Consider the following 16,061-nt stretch of genomic DNA (forward strand, 5'->3'; position numbering starts at 1 on the left):
CCGACCGGCGCCCACACTCCGCCGCGGGTCGTCCGCGTCGGGGTGTGGCGCCGGTCACACGAGGCACGTTACGGTCCTCGTACTGCTCGGCCAGGGAGGACTCGGGATGCACTCCACGACACGACGGCTCATCGTCACCGGCGCGGCACTCGCGACGGCGGCGGCGCTCACCGGCACGGCAACGGCGACCGCGGCGCACGACGCGCGGGGCGGTGCGCAGCAGCCGCCGGGGGTCGTCTCGGTCTGGGTCACGACGCCGGACGGCGCCCAGCGGCTCGCGCCGCAGGCGCCGGTGCGGTTCCGCGGCGGCGGCTCGCCGAGGACGACGATCACGGTCGAGCCGCGCCAGACCTACCAGCGGATGGTCGGCTTCGGCGGGGCGCTCACCGACTCGTCGGCGTCGGTCCTCTCCGAGCTGACGCCGGCGGCTCGCGATCGGGCGATGAGGTCGATGTTCAGCCGGGACGGCGGCATCGGCGTCAGCTTCCTGCGCCAGCCGATCGGGTCCTCGGACTTCACGGCCGCGAGCGAGCACTACACCTACGACGACGTGGCGCCGGGTGGGACCGACTTCGGGCTACGGCACTTCAGCATCGCCCACGACGAGGTCCAGATCCTCCCGCTGCTGCGCCAGGCGAGGCGACTCAACCCCACGCTCGAGGTCGTGGCGTCCCCGTGGAGCCCGCCGGCCTGGATGAAGACCGGCGACTCCCTGGTCGGGGGGAGGCTGATCGACGACCCGCGGATCTACGACGCCTACGCCCGCTACCTCGCGCGGTTCGTGCGGGACTACACGCGAGCAGGCGTGCCGATCGACTACCTCACGGTGCAGAACGAGCCGCAGAACCGTACGCCGAGCGGCTACCCCGGCACCGACCTGCCGGTGCGGCAGGAGGCGGCCGTCATCGAGCGGCTGGGCCCGCTGCTCCAGCGCGTCAGCCCGCGGACGAAGATCCTCGGCTACGACCACAACTGGACCGAGCACCCCAACGACGTCGCCAACACGCCGCCGGGGGAGGACCCGGAGACCGACTACCCCTACCGGCTGCTGCAGACACCGGCCGCGCGCTGGGTCGCCGGGACGGCGTACCACTGCTACTCGGGCGACCCGAGCGCCCAGACGGCGCTGCACGACGCCTTCCCGCGCAAGGACGTCTTCTTCACCGAGTGCTCCGGCTCGCACGGCGCGACGGACACGCCGGAGCAGTACTTCCGCAGCACGCTCACCTGGCACGCGCGCACCATCACGATCGGCGTCACCCGCAACTGGGCCCGCACGATCAGCGACTGGAACCTGGTCCTCCACCACGACGGCGGCCCGCACCTCGGTGGCTGCGACACCTGCACCGGGCTGCTCGACGTGCACCCGGACGGAAGCGTCACCGAGAACGCCGAGTACTACACGATCGGCCACCTCTCGAAGTTCGTCGACAAGGGCGCGGTGCGGATCGGCTCGACCTCGTTCGGGACCACCGGCTGGAACGGCCAGATCATGGACGTGGCGTTCCGGAACCCGGACGGCACCACCGTGCTCGTCGTGCACAACGAGAACGACGACCCGCGCTCCTTCGCTGTCGCCGTCGGCGACCGGTCGTTCGACTACACGCTCCCCGGCGGCGCCCTGGCCACTTTCACGTGGCCCGCCTCCGCCGTCGGGCACGGCCGCACGCTGCGGCAGCTGTCGCTGGCCGACGCCACCGCGACCGCCACGTCGAGCCCCGCGGACGCCGCCCTGGCGATCGACGCCGACGCCTCCACCCGCTGGTCCAGCGGTACGGCGCAGGCGCCCGTCCAGTCCCTCACCGTGGACCTCGGCAAGCGCACCGCCTTCGCACGCGTCGCGGTCGACGCTGGCGACAACCTCGGCGACTACCCCCGCGGCTGGACCGTCTCGGTGAGCGATGACGGCACCGCCTGGCGCGACGTCGCGAGCGGGACCGGCACGGGTCAGCTGATCAACGCGGACGTCCCGCCGACCACCGCCCGGTTCGTCCGGGTCACCCAGACGGCCACGTCAGGGAGCTGGTGGAGCATCGCCGACCTCCGGCTCTACCGCTGAGCGTGCACGCAGGGGCGCAGGCATCCGGAGTCGCTCGAACGCCTTGGGGTGGGTGATGCGCGGGAGCTCGGCGACGATGGCGCGGGCGCAGGCATCGGGAGCTGTTGCCGTGGTGTCGACGGCGATGTCGCGGTCGTCGTGCTCGAACACCCGTGACTGCGACCTGGCCAGTCCGATCGGGCGGTCGCGCCGAGCCGCCTCCCGGCGGTCGAGCTCGTCGGGCGAGCAAAGCACGTCCACGAGGGTGACGTCGTAGGTCTCCAGGACCTCGAGCAGGTCCGCCAGGCGCCAAGGCTCGCTGAGCGGGTAGTCCATGATCACGTCGTTGCCGGCAGACGCCAGCGCGGCGACGGCTCGGTGATAGCCACGTCGAGTACGTCGGAGCATCGCCTCGACCTCGGCGTCGTCGAGCGGACGGGTGTGCTGCGTGGAGCGCATCGCCCCGAGGGCGTCGACTGGGAAGAAGAACCAGGGCGCGGCGAGGAGCCCCAGGAGGGCGTGAGCGATGCTGCTCTTCCCCGAGCTCGACGCGCCGTTCAAGAGGATGATGCGCCCGAGGCGCTCGTTCTCCACAGCGCGCAACCTATCGATGTCGGCGCTCGAGCTCCGCGGGGTCCTCCTACCTGCGTCGCGTGAACCTCACGCCACCGTTCGGGAGCCGATCGGCGGTGAACCGAGGATCGTGCACCCGATGGTGGTGGAACGAGCAGAGCAGGACCCCGTCGTCGAGATCGGTCGCTCCGCCCCGGCTCCAGGGGACCCAGTGATGGGCCTCGGACCAGGTCCCGGGGACGTCGCACCCCTCGCCGCGGCAGGTCTGGTCCCAGATCACGAGCGCCTGGTGCTGTGCTGCGGTGAAGAGCCGCTGCTGCCGGCCGAGGTCGAGGATCTCGCCCTTCCCGCCGAGGACCAGGGGCACGATCCCGGCCGAGCAGGCGAGCCGCCGGACCTCGGTCGCGGACAGCGCGTCGCCGCCGATCAGGTCGCCGGCGCCGAGCTCCTTGCGGAGCGACTCGAGGCTGACGGTGACCACGACGGTGGTGGCCCGGCCGCCGTGTCGGGGCAGCGCGTCGGGGTCGACCCGCTCCAGCAGCGTGCAGAACGCCTGACCGAGGATCTTGGGGTAGGGGCCGTGGCCGCGGTTGGCGCCCTGTCGTGGTGACGTGAGCGCGTCGAGGAACGTCTGCAGCCGGAGGGCGCTCGCGTCGGGGACCACCGCCGTGATCCTCGTCGTGCCGTCGCCGTTCGGCCGGAGCGACAGCCGGGTCTTCCGACGGGCTTCGGCCTCCTCGGTCTCCAGCTGACGGGCGAGGGTCTGCTCGGCGACGTCCGGGGCGGCGGTGTCGAGGATGCGCCGCCCGAGCCGGCCCAGCTCCCGTGGGGTGTGCTGGGACGCGAGGTCGACCAGCATCCGCTCGGCGGCCGCCATCACGTCCGCACCGAGGTCGCTCGGCAACCTGTCCAGGGCGGCGGCGATGACGTGGGCCTGGTCGAGATGCACCCGTCCGTCGGCCATGGCGTCGCGCAGCTGCGTGAACCTGTCGTCGAGCGCCCTGGCCAGCCGCAGGTCTGCCTTCGCCGTCCGGATGTCCCGCCGGTTGTGCGCGACCTGCCAGGCCGCGACGTCACGCTGGACCTCGGTCTCGGCGACGTCGACCGACGCGGACATCAGGCGGAGGCCGAGCTCGTCGGCGCGCGCCTGGACCGCTGCGAGCCGGCGCATCGCCTCGGCTCGTTCGTCGAGGGTCATGAACGCCGGGTTCGCATCGGCGACCTCGGCCAACGCCGCTTCCATGGTCTCCACACACACGAGGACCGGAGGGGTCCTGTGGGCGAGTACCGACATGACGAGACCAGGCTTCCGACGGGCAGCTGTGACGGCTGCGGGGAGATATGAGATTGTCTCGTCGTCGGTTCTTACCGTACACCTGTTCTATTCTCGTCACAAGTGATGCTCGACCCTATTTCTGCAGTTCAGAAGCCAGTTCTGTCCACCGACTCGTCCACCGGTTGTGGATATCGATGGCTGGTCGTGCCCCGCTCACGCCCGGTGATCCACGCGCTCGACCACCCGTGAGACGATCCCCGCGTGGCAGTCGAAGTGGTGGCCTACGACAGCGAGTGGCCGGCGCGGTTCGAGAGCGTGGCCGTGGTCCTGCGCACGGCCTTGGGCGGCGTCCCGACGGCTCGCGTCGAGCACGTCGGCTCCACGTCCGTTCCCGGTCTCGCGGCGAAGCCGATCCTCGACATCGACGTCATCGTCGAGCGGCCTCAGGTCGCTCGGGCGATCGCCGTCCTGGAGTCGGTGGGCTACGTCCACCGCGGAGACCTGGGCGTCACCGACCGGGAGGCCTTCCTCGCCCCCGACGAGGATCCCCGCCGGCACGTCTACGTCTGCGTCGCCGGGACGCTGAACGTCCGCAACCACCTCGCGGTCCGTGACGTGCTCCGGGGACGTGCGGACCTGCGCGACGAGTACGCCGCGGTGAAGCGGTCGCTCGCCGCGGATCCCGACATGGACATCACGACCTACATCGCGGCCAAGTCGGACGTCCTGCAACGAGTCCTCGAGGAGTCGTCGCTGGTCACGGCGGCGGAGCGGGCGCAGATCCTCGCCGTCAACGGATCAGCGAGTACGCCGACCGCTCGACCCGCCACCGGCGGGCGTGGTGCGGACCGGTGAGCTCCCCGTCGACGCTGCACCAGAACCGCTCGCCGGTCACCTCGACGACCCTGCCGCGAAAGGTGTCGACATCCTCGTGGAGGTGGTGGCGCCCGACCAGCAGGCCGGCCGCGTACGTGACGTGCGCCCACCCCGTCGCCGGACGCGCGATGAGTACGTCGGCGGCCCCGTCGGTCGGGTCGGCGTCCGGCGTCAGGGCGGTGCCGCCGCCGACGTAGGCCCCGTTGCCGACGGCGACCTGGAGGACCCGGCCGTCGTGGACGACGCGGCCGTCGACGACGACCCTGACCCGCACCGTGGGCGGGTTGACGGCGGTGGTCAGCGCCCCGACGACGTACCCCGCCCGCCCGAGGCGCGCCTTCCAACGGTCGGCGGCCCGGGCGGCCGCGGCCCCCGCACCCGTGTGGACGCTGTTGACCACCACGCCGTCGTGGTCGTCGACCAGCAGGTCGAGCCGACAGGGTGTGCCCTCGACGATGGCGTGAGCAGCGGCCTCGGGGGCGAGCGGCACGTCGAGCGACCGGGCGAAGTCGTTGCCGGTGCCGAGGGGCACCAGCCCCAGCGTCACCGACGCGAGCTTGCCGCGGTCGTGCAGCGCCTGGACCACCGCGTGAAGGCTCCCGTCGCCGCCGGCGACGACGAGCACCCGATCGTCGACGCGGTCGAGCACGGTGTCGAGCTCGTCGGGGGACCCGGACTCGACGAGCTCCACCTCGGCCCCCGATCCTCGGAGCACGGTGAGGGCGCGGGTGAGCTTCGAGTCATCGGTGTTCCCCGCCGCCGGCGAGACCACCACGAGGTAGCGCATGGCGCGACAGTAACCAGGCGATGCCCAGGTCAGCCCCGGTCGGCCGCTTCGAGTGTCTCCCGTCCCTACGCCCTGGTCCTGGTGAAGCAGACGATGGTGTGGTCGCCGGCGCTCCACTCCGACGCCGTAGGTGTGGTGAAGACGTCGGCCCGCCTACCGCACCGGGCGCTGGCGGCGGAGAAGCCCTGGCCGGTCGGGAAGGCGGTCCCGCGGACCCTGACCGCCCTCAGCGAGCGGAACGCGTGCCTGCGGTCGCAGGCGGTGAAGGCGCCGGCACGGGTCATGCACAGGCGTACGTCGTCGGTGAGACGACGCGGCACGATCGGCTTCGGGAGCCGGCCGACCAGCCGCGCGTTGGAACGGCCGTGTCGCAGGACCACGTCGCACCGCACCCAGTGCGCTCCGGCGGTGACCTGCGCAGGGGTCGGGAAGAAGAACACGAAGCGGTAGGCGGAGAGGGACCGCTTGGCACTCGTCCTGCCGAGCGCCCGCGCCACCGCCGGGAAGCAGGCGCGCTCACCGAGCGCCTCCAGCTGGGCGGGGGTGAGCCCGGCAAGGCTCGGCAGCGACGGGACCGCGACGGTCTGGGTGGTGTGGCCCCTCCGGCACCTGACGGCCGGCCCGGTGTCGGAGCGGCGCGAGATCTGCGTCGTCGTGAGGCGGTGGCACTGCCCGACCCTCGGCGTCGGCGCGGCCGCGTCGGCGCTCGGCGTCAGGACGGTGGAGGCGAGAACGGTCGCGACCGCGACCAGCAGGAAACGGGCTCGAGACGGCATGTCGGTCCTTTCGACGCAAGTAGGACGACTGTCCACCCGGCGATCGGCTTTCGTCGCAGAGAACCGTGATCGGGACGCTTCCGCCTGGCGGCGTGTCAACGACAGCGTCACCCCGAAGACGGCCCGGCGGCAACACCGGTCGTCGCGGCTCGCCGACCTGCGGGAGCGCGTGGCAGTTCTCACGAACCTTGGATCGTGCCAATCGAATTCAGCGGTTACCGAGCGGGCGACGCGGCCCTAGATTGGCCGGAGCCGACCCACCGCATGCGTGAGGAGACCCCACATGCCCATCGCCACTCCTGAGAAGTACGCCGAGATGCTGGCCACGGCCAAGCAGAAGGGCTTCGCCTTCCCGGCCATCAACGTGTCCTCCTCGCAGACGCTCAACGCCGCGCTGGCGGGCTTCGCCGAGGCCGGCTCCGACGGCATCGTCCAGATCTCCACGGGTGGCGCGGAATACCTGTCCGGTCCCACGATCAAGAACATGGTCGCCGGCTCGGCCGCCTTCGCGGCGTACGCCGCCGAGGTCGCCAGGTCCTACCCGATCAATGTCGCCCTCCACACCGACCACTGCTCGAAGGACAAGCTCGACGGCTTCGTCCGGCCGCTGATCGAGCTCTCCGTGGAGCGGGTGGCGCGCGGCGAGGAGCCGCTCTTCCAGTCGCACATGTGGGACGGCTCGGCGGTGCCGCTCGACGAGAACCTGCAGATCGCCGAGGGGCTCCTGACGCGGGCGGCCCAGGCCAAGATCGTGCTCGAGATCGAGGTCGGCGTGGTCGGCGGCGAGGAGGACGGCATCGTCGGGGCGATGGACGCGAAGCTCTACTCCACGCCCGAGGACGCCATCGCGACCGCCGAGGCGCTCGGCCTCGGGGAGAAGGGCGTCTACCTGACCGCGCTCACCTTCGGCAACGTCCACGGCGTCTACAAGCCCGGCAACGTCAAGCTCCGCCCGGAGATCCTGCGCGAGGCGCAGGCAGCCGTCGCCGCGAAGCTGGCGATGCCCGAGGGCAGCAAGCCGTTCAACCTGGTCTTCCACGGCGGCTCCGGTTCGTCGGCGGAGGAGATCGCCGCCGCGGTGTCCTACGGCGTCGTGAAGATGAACATCGACACCGACACCCAGTACGCCTTCACCCGCCCGGTGGCCGACCACATGCTCCGCAACTACGACGGTGTCCTCAAGGTGGACGGCGAGGTCGGCGACAAGAAGTCCTACGACCCGCGCGCCTGGGGCAAGGCCGCCGAGGCCGGCATGGCGAGCCGCGTGGTCGAGGGCGCCCAGCACCTCGGCTCGGCCGGACAGTCCATCGGCTGAGGCCCGAAAGGGCCCCGGAGGGCGCTGGAGCCGGCCTTTTGTTCGCGTAGGGAACAAAAGGGCCCGAACTGCTAGGGTCGCGCCATGGCGAGCAGGGTGGCGGTGGGTGGGACCCGCTCCGGAACCACTGAGCAGCTCCGGCGCGCCAACCTCTCGCGCGTGCTGGAGCTGCTGCACCAGCACGGGCCGACTCCTCGTTCCGAGCTGACCCGCGTCGTCGGGATCAGCCGCTCGACCATGGCCGGCATCGTCGCCGACCTGGAGGAGCTGGGTCTCGCCGCCGAGACCGAGCCCGCCTCGACGACCCGGGCGGGCCGGCCCAGTGGGCTGGTGTCTCCCGCGGACGACGTCGTCGCGATCTCGGTCAACCCCGAGGTCGACGCCGTCCACATCGGTCTCGTGGGGTTCGGGGGCAACGTCATCAAGCACGCCCGGATCGAGACGCCGGATACCCGCCTCCCCAGCGTGGTCGGACTCGCCGCGGCCACGATCCGAGGCATGCTCGCGGACGACCCGCCGCGCTACCGCGTGCTCGGCATCGGGCTCGCGATCCCGGGCCAGGTGCGCATCTCCGACGGCGTCGTACGCCAGGCGACCCACCTGGGGTGGACCGAGGAGCCGATCACCGATCTCTTCGCCGCGGCCACGGGGCTGCGGGCGTGGGCGGCGAACGCCGCCACGCTCGCGATGCGGGCCGAGAGCCAGTTCGGCGCGGGCCGGGGGCTGCGCGACCTCGTCTACCTCATCGGCGGTGCGAGCGGCATCGGCGGCGGCGTGATCCTGGACGGGCGACTGCTGACCGGCAGCGGCGGCTATGCCGGCGAGTTCGGGCACACGGTGGTCCGCCCGGGCGGCGTCGCCTGCCACTGCGGCGGCTGGGGCTGCCTGGAGGCCGAGGTCGACCAGGCCACCCTCCTCGAGGCCGTCGGCCTGACCGCGGCCGAGGCCGGCCTCCTGGCCGACCGGCTGACCACGAGCGAGGACCCCGCCGTCGCCGCGCTGGTCGAGGAGAAGTCGGCGCTGCTGGGCATCGCGGTCCGCAACGCGCTCAACATCCTCAACCCGGAGGCCGTCGTGCTCTCGGGGTTCCTCTCGGCGCTGCACCGAGCGTCCGCGCGCGACCTGACCGAGGCCTCGGTGGCCTCGAGCCGCGAGAACGTGGAAGTCCGCGATGCCGCCCTGGGCGTCGAGCAATTGATGATCGGAGCCGCCGAGCTGGTCTTCGGCGAGCTGCTGCGCGATCCTGCCGGCTTCCTGCCCGCGTCCTGAGTCGCGCACGGGACCGAGCACCGGACCGAGTACGGCCGGGCACGGAGGCCGAGTCCGGCGATACCTCCGCCGGAAGCTGCGGTCTTTGCCGATCTGTGACTTGCGTTACCTCCCGGTCGCCATTATGTTCGCGTCGAGAACAAAAGGAGCGAGGCATCCGACGCCCGCTCGGGATCGAGGAGGATCGCCATGCGCAGTGCGCGTCTCGCGCTCGGTGCCGCCATCGCCGTCAGCGCCCTGGTGCTGTCCGGCTGCGGAGGCTCCAGCGGCAGCAGCGACAACGACAGCGTCAGCACCAAGGTGGACGGCAAGGGGCGCACGCTCACGCTGTGGCACTACGAGTCCGACACCAGCGCGATGGGCGTCGCGTGGAACGCCGCCATCAAGGAGTTCGAGAAGGAGACCGGCGCCAAGGTCAAGTTCGAGCCCAAGGCGTTCGAGCAGATCCGCACCACGGCCAGCCAGGTCCTCAACTCCGACAAGGCGCCCGACGTCATGGAGTACAACAAGGGCAACGCGACCGCCGGCCTGCTGGCCAGCCAGGGCCTGCTCGGCAACCTCGACAAGGCCGTCAAGGCCTACGGGTGGGACAAGAAGCTCGCCGCCAGCCTCCAGACCACCGCCAAGTACGACGACAAGGGCGTCATGGGCTCGGGGAGCTACTACGGCATCCCGAACTACGGCGAGTACGTCGAGTTCTACTACAACAAGGACCTGTTCGATAAGTACGGCGTCAAGGTGCCGACCTCGGCCGACGAGCTCGAGCAGGCGATGGCCAAGTTCAAGGCCGCCGGCGTGACCCCGCTGGCCGAGTCCGCCGCCGAGTACCCGCTGGGCCAGCTGTGGTACCAGCTCGCGCTCTCGAAGGCCGACCGCGACTGGGTGACCGACTACCAGACCTACAAGAACAAGGTCGACTTCTCCGGTCCCGAGATCAGCTATGCGACCCAGACCATCAAGGACTGGCAGGACAAGGGCTACATCTCCAAGGACGCCACCGGCATGAAGGCCGAGGACGCCGGCGTCAGCTTCATCAACGGCAAGGCGCCGATGTTCTTCTCCGGCAGCTGGTGGTACGGCCGGTTCATCGACGAGGCCAAGTTCAACTGGAGCACGTTCCTCTACCCCGGCGCGTCGATGTCGCCCGGTTCCTCCGGCAACATCTGGGTCGTCCCGGAGAAGGCCGAGAACAAGGATCTCGCCTACAAGTTCATCGACATCACGATGAGCAGCGACATCCAGAACCTGATGGGCAACCACGGTGGAGTCCCGGTCGCCGCCGACGCCTCGGCGATCACCGACCCGAAGAGCAAGGAGCTCATCGGGAACTTCACGACCCTCACCGACAAGGACGGCATCGGCTTCTACCCCGACTGGCCGACCCCGACGTTCTACGACCAGATCAACGCGGGTCTGCAGGAGCTCCTCAACGGCACCAAGTCGCCCGCCGACGTCAACAAGGAGCTCGGCTCCGAGTACCAGGACGGCGTCGACCAGATCACCGGCGGCTTCTGAGCCGGCAGGTGCGCCGGGTCCACTCCGCCTCGGACCCGGCGCACCTCGCCTTCGCCCGATCGCCGCAGAACGGGGCCCTCGCGGGCCCTTCGCAGGAAGGACAGCGATGCCGAAGCTTCGCAGTCGCAGTCGCAGTCGCAGCTCGACGCTCGCGAGCGGCGCCGGCTACTGGTGGTACCTCGTGCCCGGGTTCGTGCTCGTCATGGCCATCATCGTGGTGCCGCTGGGGCAGAACATCTACTACAGCTTCACCTTCTACCGAGGGATCCGTCCGCCGGAGTGGGTCGGGCTGCAGAACTGGCAGCACCTCATGCACGACGACAAGTTCTGGCAGTCGTTCGAGAACAGCATCGCGATGATCATCGCGATGGTGGTCGTGCCGACGCTGGTCGGCCTCCTCATCGCCTCGGTCCTCTTCGACCTGGTCGGCAAGAAGTTCGGCGGGAAGGTCGCCAGCTTCCTGCGGGCGACCTACTACATCCCGCAGATCATCCCCGTCGTCGTCGCGGCCATCGTCGTCGGCTGGATCGCTCGGCCGCAGGACGGCGCGCTCAACGAGATGCTCGGCGCCGTCGGGCTCGACGGAGCCCAGCGGAACTGGCTGGGTGACCCGACCTGGGCGCTCCCGACCATCATGGCCGTGCTCATCTGGGTGCAGCTCGGCTACCCGGTCGTCGTCTTCATGGCGGCCCTGCAGCGGGTCGACCCGGAGCTCTACGAGGCGGCCGAGCTCGACGGCGCCAACTGGTGGAACCGGTTCCGCGCCATCACGCTCGCGGTGATCCGTCCCGAGATCTTCGTCGTGACCCTCACCTGCACGATCGCCGCCCTCAAGGTGTTCGCCCCGGTCTACGCGCTCACCCGCGGCGGTCCTGGGACCTCGACGATCGTCCCGAGCTACTACTCCTACAGCGAGTTCTTCCAGAGCCAGCAGGTCGGGTACGGCGCCACCATCTCGACCGCCCTGACCGTGGTCATCATCCTGGTGGCCACCGTGTTCCTGATCGCCCAGCGTCGCGTCGAGCGTCAGGAGGAGCAGCGATGACCGCCGTGCAGACCCGTCCCCAGACGACCGAGATCGACATCCGGCCGCCGGCCTCCCGCCCGCGACGCACCGTGTTCGACTGGCTGCTGCTCGCAGGGGCGGTGCTCGGCGCGCTGATCGTGCTGTTCCCGCTGATCCTGCTGCTGCTCAACTCCTTCAAGACGCCTGACGACTACAACAACGGCGGCCCGCTCCAGCTCCCGAGCCACCTGAGCTTCCACGGGCTGACGACGTTCTGGAACCGGGTCGACTTCCCGCTGAAGCTCTGGAACAGCATCTTCATCTCGGGGATGGTCGCGGTCCTCGGCGTCCTCGTGTCGCTCTTCAACGCCTACGGGCTCGGCATCGGTCGGGTCCGCGGCCGGCTGCCGCTGCTGCTGGTGTTCCTGCTGGCCAACATGCTGCCGCAGGAGGCGCTGCTCTACCCGCTCTACAACCTGTTCAAGTCGGTCGGGCTCTACGACACCCAGTGGTCGGTGATCATCATCTTCACCGTCATCCAGAGCGCGTTCGGCACCTACCTGCTGTCCAGCGTCTACAGCAGCTTCCCCCGGGAGCTCCTGGAGGCGGCCGCCATCGACGGCGCCGGCCGCTGGCGGACGCTCTGGCGGGTCGTCGTACCGGTCTCCTGGCAGACGCTCTCGGTCCTGCTGATCTTCTTCTTCATCTGGACGTGGAACGAGTTCCTCATCCCGGTGACGTTCCTCATCAGCAACGACAAGCAGACCGTGCCGCTCGCGGTCGCGAGCCTGCAGGGCGACCGCCTCATGGACGTGACGACCACCAGCGCCTCGGCACTCCTCGGGCTGATCCCCACGCTCATCTTCTTCCTCATCTTCCAGCGCACCCTGACCCGCGGCGTCACCGCCGGCGCGGTCAAGTGACGCGCGGAACCGAACACCGGAAAGGCCTACGTTGAAGTTCACCGACGGCTTCTGGCAGCTCCAGCCCGACACGTCAGTCCTCTACGCCCGGGAGGCGTACGACGTCGACGCGGTCGGCGACACCCTCGTCGTCACCGCGCCCACCAAGGTGATCGAGACCCGGGGCGACACGCTCAACCGGCCGACGCTGACCGTCACCCTCAGCTCGCCGCTCGAGGGCGTGATCGGCGTCCGCATCGAGCACTTCCGCGGCGCGCGGCGACCGCTCGGCTTCGAGCTGGTCGGCGCCCGCGAGGGCGTCGCCGAGGTCACGACCGAGAACGGCGGCGGGACGCTGCGCAGCGGCGCGCTCTCGGCCGTGGTCACCCCGGGCGCGCCCTGGGAGCTGCGCTTCGAGGCCGACGGTCGCACGCTCACCGGAAGCGGGCCGCGCTCGGTCGGCTACGCGCAGACGCCCGACGGCGCCTTCGTGCACGAGCAGCTCGCGCTCGGCGTCGGTGAGCTGGTCTACGGCCTCGGTGAGCGGTTCGGGCCGCTGGTCAAGAACGGCCAGGTCGTCGACATCTGGAACGCCGACGGCGGCACGTCCAGCGAGCAGGCCTACAAGAACGTCCCCTTCTACCTCACCAACCGCGGCTACGGCGTGCTCGTCAACCACGCCGGCAAGGTCTCCTTCGAGGTCGGCAGCGAGGCCGTGGAGCGCGTGCAGTTCTCGGTGCCGGGGGAGAGCCTGGAGTACTACGTCATCCTCGGCCCGACGCCCGCCGAGGTGCTGGAGCGCTACACCGAGCTGGTCGGTCGCCCGGCCAGGCTGCCGGCGTGGAGCTACGGCCTCTGGCTGAGCACCAGCTTCACCACGCAGTACGACGAGCAGACGGTCAACCACTTCCTCGACGCGATGACCGAGCGGAAGCTGCCGCTGTCGGTCTTCCACTTCGACTGCTTCTGGATGCGCGAGTTCAACTGGTGCGACTTCGAGTGGGACCCGCGCAGCTTCCCGGACCCCGACGGCATGCTCGAGCGGCTGCACACCGAGCAGGACGTCCACGTCAGCCTGTGGATCAACCCCTACATCGCCCAGCGCTCCCCGCTCTTCGACGAGGCAGCCGGGCTCGGCTACCTGCTGAAGCGGCCGGACGGCGAGGTCTGGCAGTGGGACATGTGGCAGGCCGGCATGGGACTGGTCGACTTCACCAACCCCGACGCCACCGCGTGGTTCCAGGACAAGCTGCGCCGCCTCGTCCGCCAGGGCGTCGACTGCTTCAAGACCGACTTCGGCGAGCGGATCCCGACCGACGTCGTCTACTTCGACGGGTCGGACCCGGAGCAGATGCACAACTGGTACACCCAGCTCTACAACCAGGCCGTGCACGACGTGCTCGTCGAGGAGCACGGGGTGGACCAGGCGGTGCTGTTCGCCCGCTCGGCCACCGTCGGCGGCCAGCGGCTGCCGGTGCACTGGGGCGGCGACAACACGTCGACGTACGAGTCCATGGCCGAGTCTCTGCGCGGCGGCCTGTCCCTGGCCCTGAGCGGGTTCGGCTTCTGGAGCCACGACATCGGCGGCTTCGAGGGCACGCCCGACGCCGGCGTCTTCAAGCGCTGGACCGCGTTCGGCCTCCTGTCCAGCCACTCCCGGCTGCACGGGAGTGACAGCTACCGGGTGCCGTGGAGCTTCGACACCGACCCGCAGACGGGTGCGGTCGACGAGGGCCCGGAGAGCGCCGTCGCCGTCACCCGCCGCTTCGTGGAGCTCAAGCTGTCGCTCATGCCCTACCTCTACCGCCACGGCCTCGCGGCCAGCGAGCGCGGCATCCCGCTGATGCGCCCGATGGTCGTGGCCTTCCCCGACGACCCGGGTGCGGCGTACGTCGACCGGCAGTACATGCTCGGCCCCGACCTGCTCGTCGCTCCGGTCTTCTCGGCCGACGGCGAGGTCGACGTCTACCTGCCGCCGGGCACGTGGACCGACTGGTGGACCGGGGCGACAGTGCAGGGTGGCGGCTGGCGCCGCGAGCGGCACGGCTACGACTCGCTGCCGCTCTACGTCCGCGCCGGCGCGGTGCTGCCGGTCGGTGCGCGCACCGACCGGCCGGACTACCCCTACCTCGACGGGCTGGAGCTGCGGGTCTTCCCGGGCCTGGCCGCCGGTGAGGAGCGCGTGGTGGAGGTCGTCGAGCCGGAGGGCGTCGCCGCCTCCTTCCACGTGCTGGTCGGGGACGACGGCGAGCCCGTCGTGACCACTGACGCGGCCGGCTCCTGGCGCGTGACGCGGGTGCAGGCATGAGCCGCCGCGAGCTGCCCGAGGGCTTCCTCCTCGGCGCGGCCACCGCCGCCTACCAGATCGAGGGAGCGGCGACCGAGGACGGCCGCGGCCCGAGCATCTGGGACACGTTCAGCCACACGCCCGGGCGGACCCGCGACGGGGACACCGGCGACGTAGCGGCCGACTTCTACCACCGCGTCGACGAGGACCTCGACCTCATCCAGGCGCTGCACCTCGACGCCTACCGGTTCTCGACCGCGTGGCCGCGGGTCGTCCCTGCGGGGACGGGAGCGGTCAACCCGGCCGGGCTCGACTTCTACGAGCGCGTCGTCGACGGGCTCCTCGCCCGCGGCGTCGAGCCTGTCGTGACGCTCTACCACTGGGACCTGCCGCAGGCGCTGCAGGACCGCGGCGGCTGGACGAGCCGGGAGACCAGCGAGGCGTTCGCCGACTACGCCGCCGCGCTCGGGCGCCGGCTCGGCGACCGGGTGCGGACGTGGACGACGCTCAACGAGCCGTTCTGCTCGGCCTACGTCGGCTACGCCGAGGGGCGGCACGCGCCGGGGCGCCAGAGCGAGCTCGAGGCCCTCCAGGCGGTCCACCACCTCAACCTGGCGCACGGCCTCGGCATCGCGGCGCTGCGCTCGGTGGTGACGCGGCCCGACGCGTCGTACTCGGTCACGCACAACCTGGCCTCGCTCTATCCGGCCGACCCGGACAGCGCCGAGGACCGTGACGCCGTGCGCCAGATCGAGGCGTTGCACAACCGGGCGTGGACCGAGCCGCAGCTGCGCGGGCACCTGCCGGAGGACCTGGTCGCCGACACCCGGCACATCACCGACTGGTCGTTCGTCCTGCCCGGAGACCTGGAGCTGATCCACCAGCCGATCGACGTGCTGGGCATCAACTACTACACGACCGGGGTGGTGGCGCGCGGTCCGGAGCGCCCGACCGAGGGCACCGTCTATCCGGGGGCCACCCGGGTGCGGGCCGTCGAGCAGCCTGGCCCGCTCACCGAGATGGGCTGGCACCTCGCGCCACACGGTCTCTACGACCTGCTCGCCTGGGCGCACGAGCGCTATCCCGAGCTCGACCTGATGGTCACCGAGAACGGCGCGGCCTTCGCTGACGACGTGGTCGTCGAGGACGGCGAGAAGCGGGTGCACGACAAGCAGCGCGTCGACTACCTGCGCGACCACGTGGGCGAGGCGCTGCGGGCCGTCGAGGACGGCATCCCGCTCACCGGCTACTTCGTGTGGTCGCTGATGGACAACTTCGAGTGGGCGCACGGCTACAGCAAGCGCTTCGGCATCACCTACGTCGACTACGCGACGCAGGAGCGGATCCTCAAGGACAGCGGGCGCTGGGTCGCCGACCTCGCGTCCGCCCGCGCCCTGCCCTCCTGACCCCGGGGCAGGCGCGAACGCGATGCGCCCCCGGC

Annotated in this window: 13 protein-coding genes; 9 read left to right on the top strand and 4 right to left on the bottom strand. The window is 70.7% G+C overall.

What is annotated here, in order from left to right; all coding sequences use genetic code 11:
- The first annotated feature begins 106 nt into the window (after positions 1-106).
- Entirely contained in the window at positions 107-2,059 is a 1,953-nt protein-coding gene (locus QDS12_RS03820; protein WP_279877046.1) for a discoidin domain-containing protein, read from the top strand.
- Here QDS12_RS03820 and QDS12_RS03825 read toward each other — a convergent pair.
- Complete coding sequence (locus QDS12_RS03825) at positions 2,015-2,632, bottom strand: AAA family ATPase (RefSeq protein ID WP_279877047.1); 618 nt, start codon at positions 2,630-2,632, stop codon at positions 2,015-2,017. The two genes, QDS12_RS03820 and QDS12_RS03825, sit on opposite strands and share 45 nt — an antisense overlap.
- 46 nt (positions 2,633-2,678) lie before the next feature.
- Entirely contained in the window at positions 2,679-3,854 is a 1,176-nt protein-coding gene (locus QDS12_RS03830; RefSeq protein ID WP_279877049.1) for an HNH endonuclease signature motif containing protein, read from the bottom strand.
- A 294-nt stretch (positions 3,855-4,148) separates the two neighbouring features.
- Here QDS12_RS03830 and QDS12_RS03835 point away from each other — a divergent pair, with 294 nt between their 5' ends.
- The gene (locus QDS12_RS03835; RefSeq protein WP_279877052.1) at positions 4,149-4,742 is read left to right on the top strand and encodes a GrpB family protein; all 594 of its coding nucleotides are present in this window, start codon (positions 4,149-4,151) and stop codon (positions 4,740-4,742) included.
- Here the strand turns inward: QDS12_RS03835 and QDS12_RS03840 are convergent.
- On the bottom strand, positions 4,678-5,550 hold the full coding sequence (locus tag QDS12_RS03840; RefSeq protein ID WP_279877053.1) for a diacylglycerol kinase family protein: 873 nt from the start codon (positions 5,548-5,550) through the stop codon (positions 4,678-4,680). The two genes, QDS12_RS03835 and QDS12_RS03840, sit on opposite strands and share 65 nt — an antisense overlap.
- Positions 5,551-5,615: 65 nt before the next feature.
- Positions 5,616-6,326, bottom strand: coding sequence for a septum formation family protein (locus tag QDS12_RS03845; RefSeq protein ID WP_279877054.1), 711 nt, complete (start codon positions 6,324-6,326; stop codon positions 5,616-5,618).
- A 283-nt stretch (positions 6,327-6,609) separates the two neighbouring features.
- On the opposite strand from QDS12_RS03845, the gene fbaA reads away from it, so the two are divergent.
- The 7 genes from fbaA (at position 6,610) to QDS12_RS03880 (ending at position 16,026) form a co-directional block, all read left to right on the top strand.
- Positions 6,610-7,641 carry a class II fructose-bisphosphate aldolase gene (gene fbaA / locus QDS12_RS03850; protein WP_279877055.1) on the top strand — a complete coding sequence of 344 codons (1,032 nt, stop codon included), beginning with the start codon at positions 6,610-6,612 and terminating at the stop codon, positions 7,639-7,641.
- 84 nt (positions 7,642-7,725) lie between these two features.
- On the top strand, positions 7,726-8,910 hold the full coding sequence (locus QDS12_RS03855) for an ROK family transcriptional regulator (RefSeq protein WP_279877056.1): 1,185 nt from the start codon (positions 7,726-7,728) through the stop codon (positions 8,908-8,910).
- Positions 8,911-9,099: 189 nt separating this feature from the next.
- Positions 9,100-10,425: an extracellular solute-binding protein gene (locus QDS12_RS03860; protein ID WP_279877057.1), complete on the top strand. Its 1,326-nt coding sequence runs from the start codon at positions 9,100-9,102 to the stop codon at positions 10,423-10,425.
- Positions 10,426-10,531: 106 nt separating this feature from the next.
- Positions 10,532-11,470, top strand: coding sequence for a sugar ABC transporter permease (locus QDS12_RS03865; protein ID WP_279877058.1), 939 nt, complete (start codon positions 10,532-10,534; stop codon positions 11,468-11,470).
- The gene (locus QDS12_RS03870) at positions 11,467-12,354 is read left to right on the top strand and encodes a carbohydrate ABC transporter permease (RefSeq protein ID WP_279877060.1); all 888 of its coding nucleotides are present in this window, start codon (positions 11,467-11,469) and stop codon (positions 12,352-12,354) included. Before QDS12_RS03865 ends, QDS12_RS03870 begins: the two co-directional genes overlap by 4 nt.
- Positions 12,355-12,385: 31 nt before the next feature.
- Positions 12,386-14,641: an alpha-xylosidase gene (gene yicI / locus QDS12_RS03875; protein WP_279877061.1), complete on the top strand. Its 2,256-nt coding sequence runs from the start codon at positions 12,386-12,388 to the stop codon at positions 14,639-14,641.
- Positions 14,638-16,026: a GH1 family beta-glucosidase gene (locus tag QDS12_RS03880; RefSeq protein WP_279877063.1), complete on the top strand. Its 1,389-nt coding sequence runs from the start codon at positions 14,638-14,640 to the stop codon at positions 16,024-16,026. Before yicI ends, QDS12_RS03880 begins: the two co-directional genes overlap by 4 nt.
- Positions 16,027-16,061 lie beyond the last annotated feature (35 nt).

This window comes from Nocardioides sp. CER19, assembly GCF_029846275.1.
In the GTDB taxonomy this organism is placed as follows: domain Bacteria; phylum Actinomycetota; class Actinomycetes; order Propionibacteriales; family Nocardioidaceae; genus Nocardioides.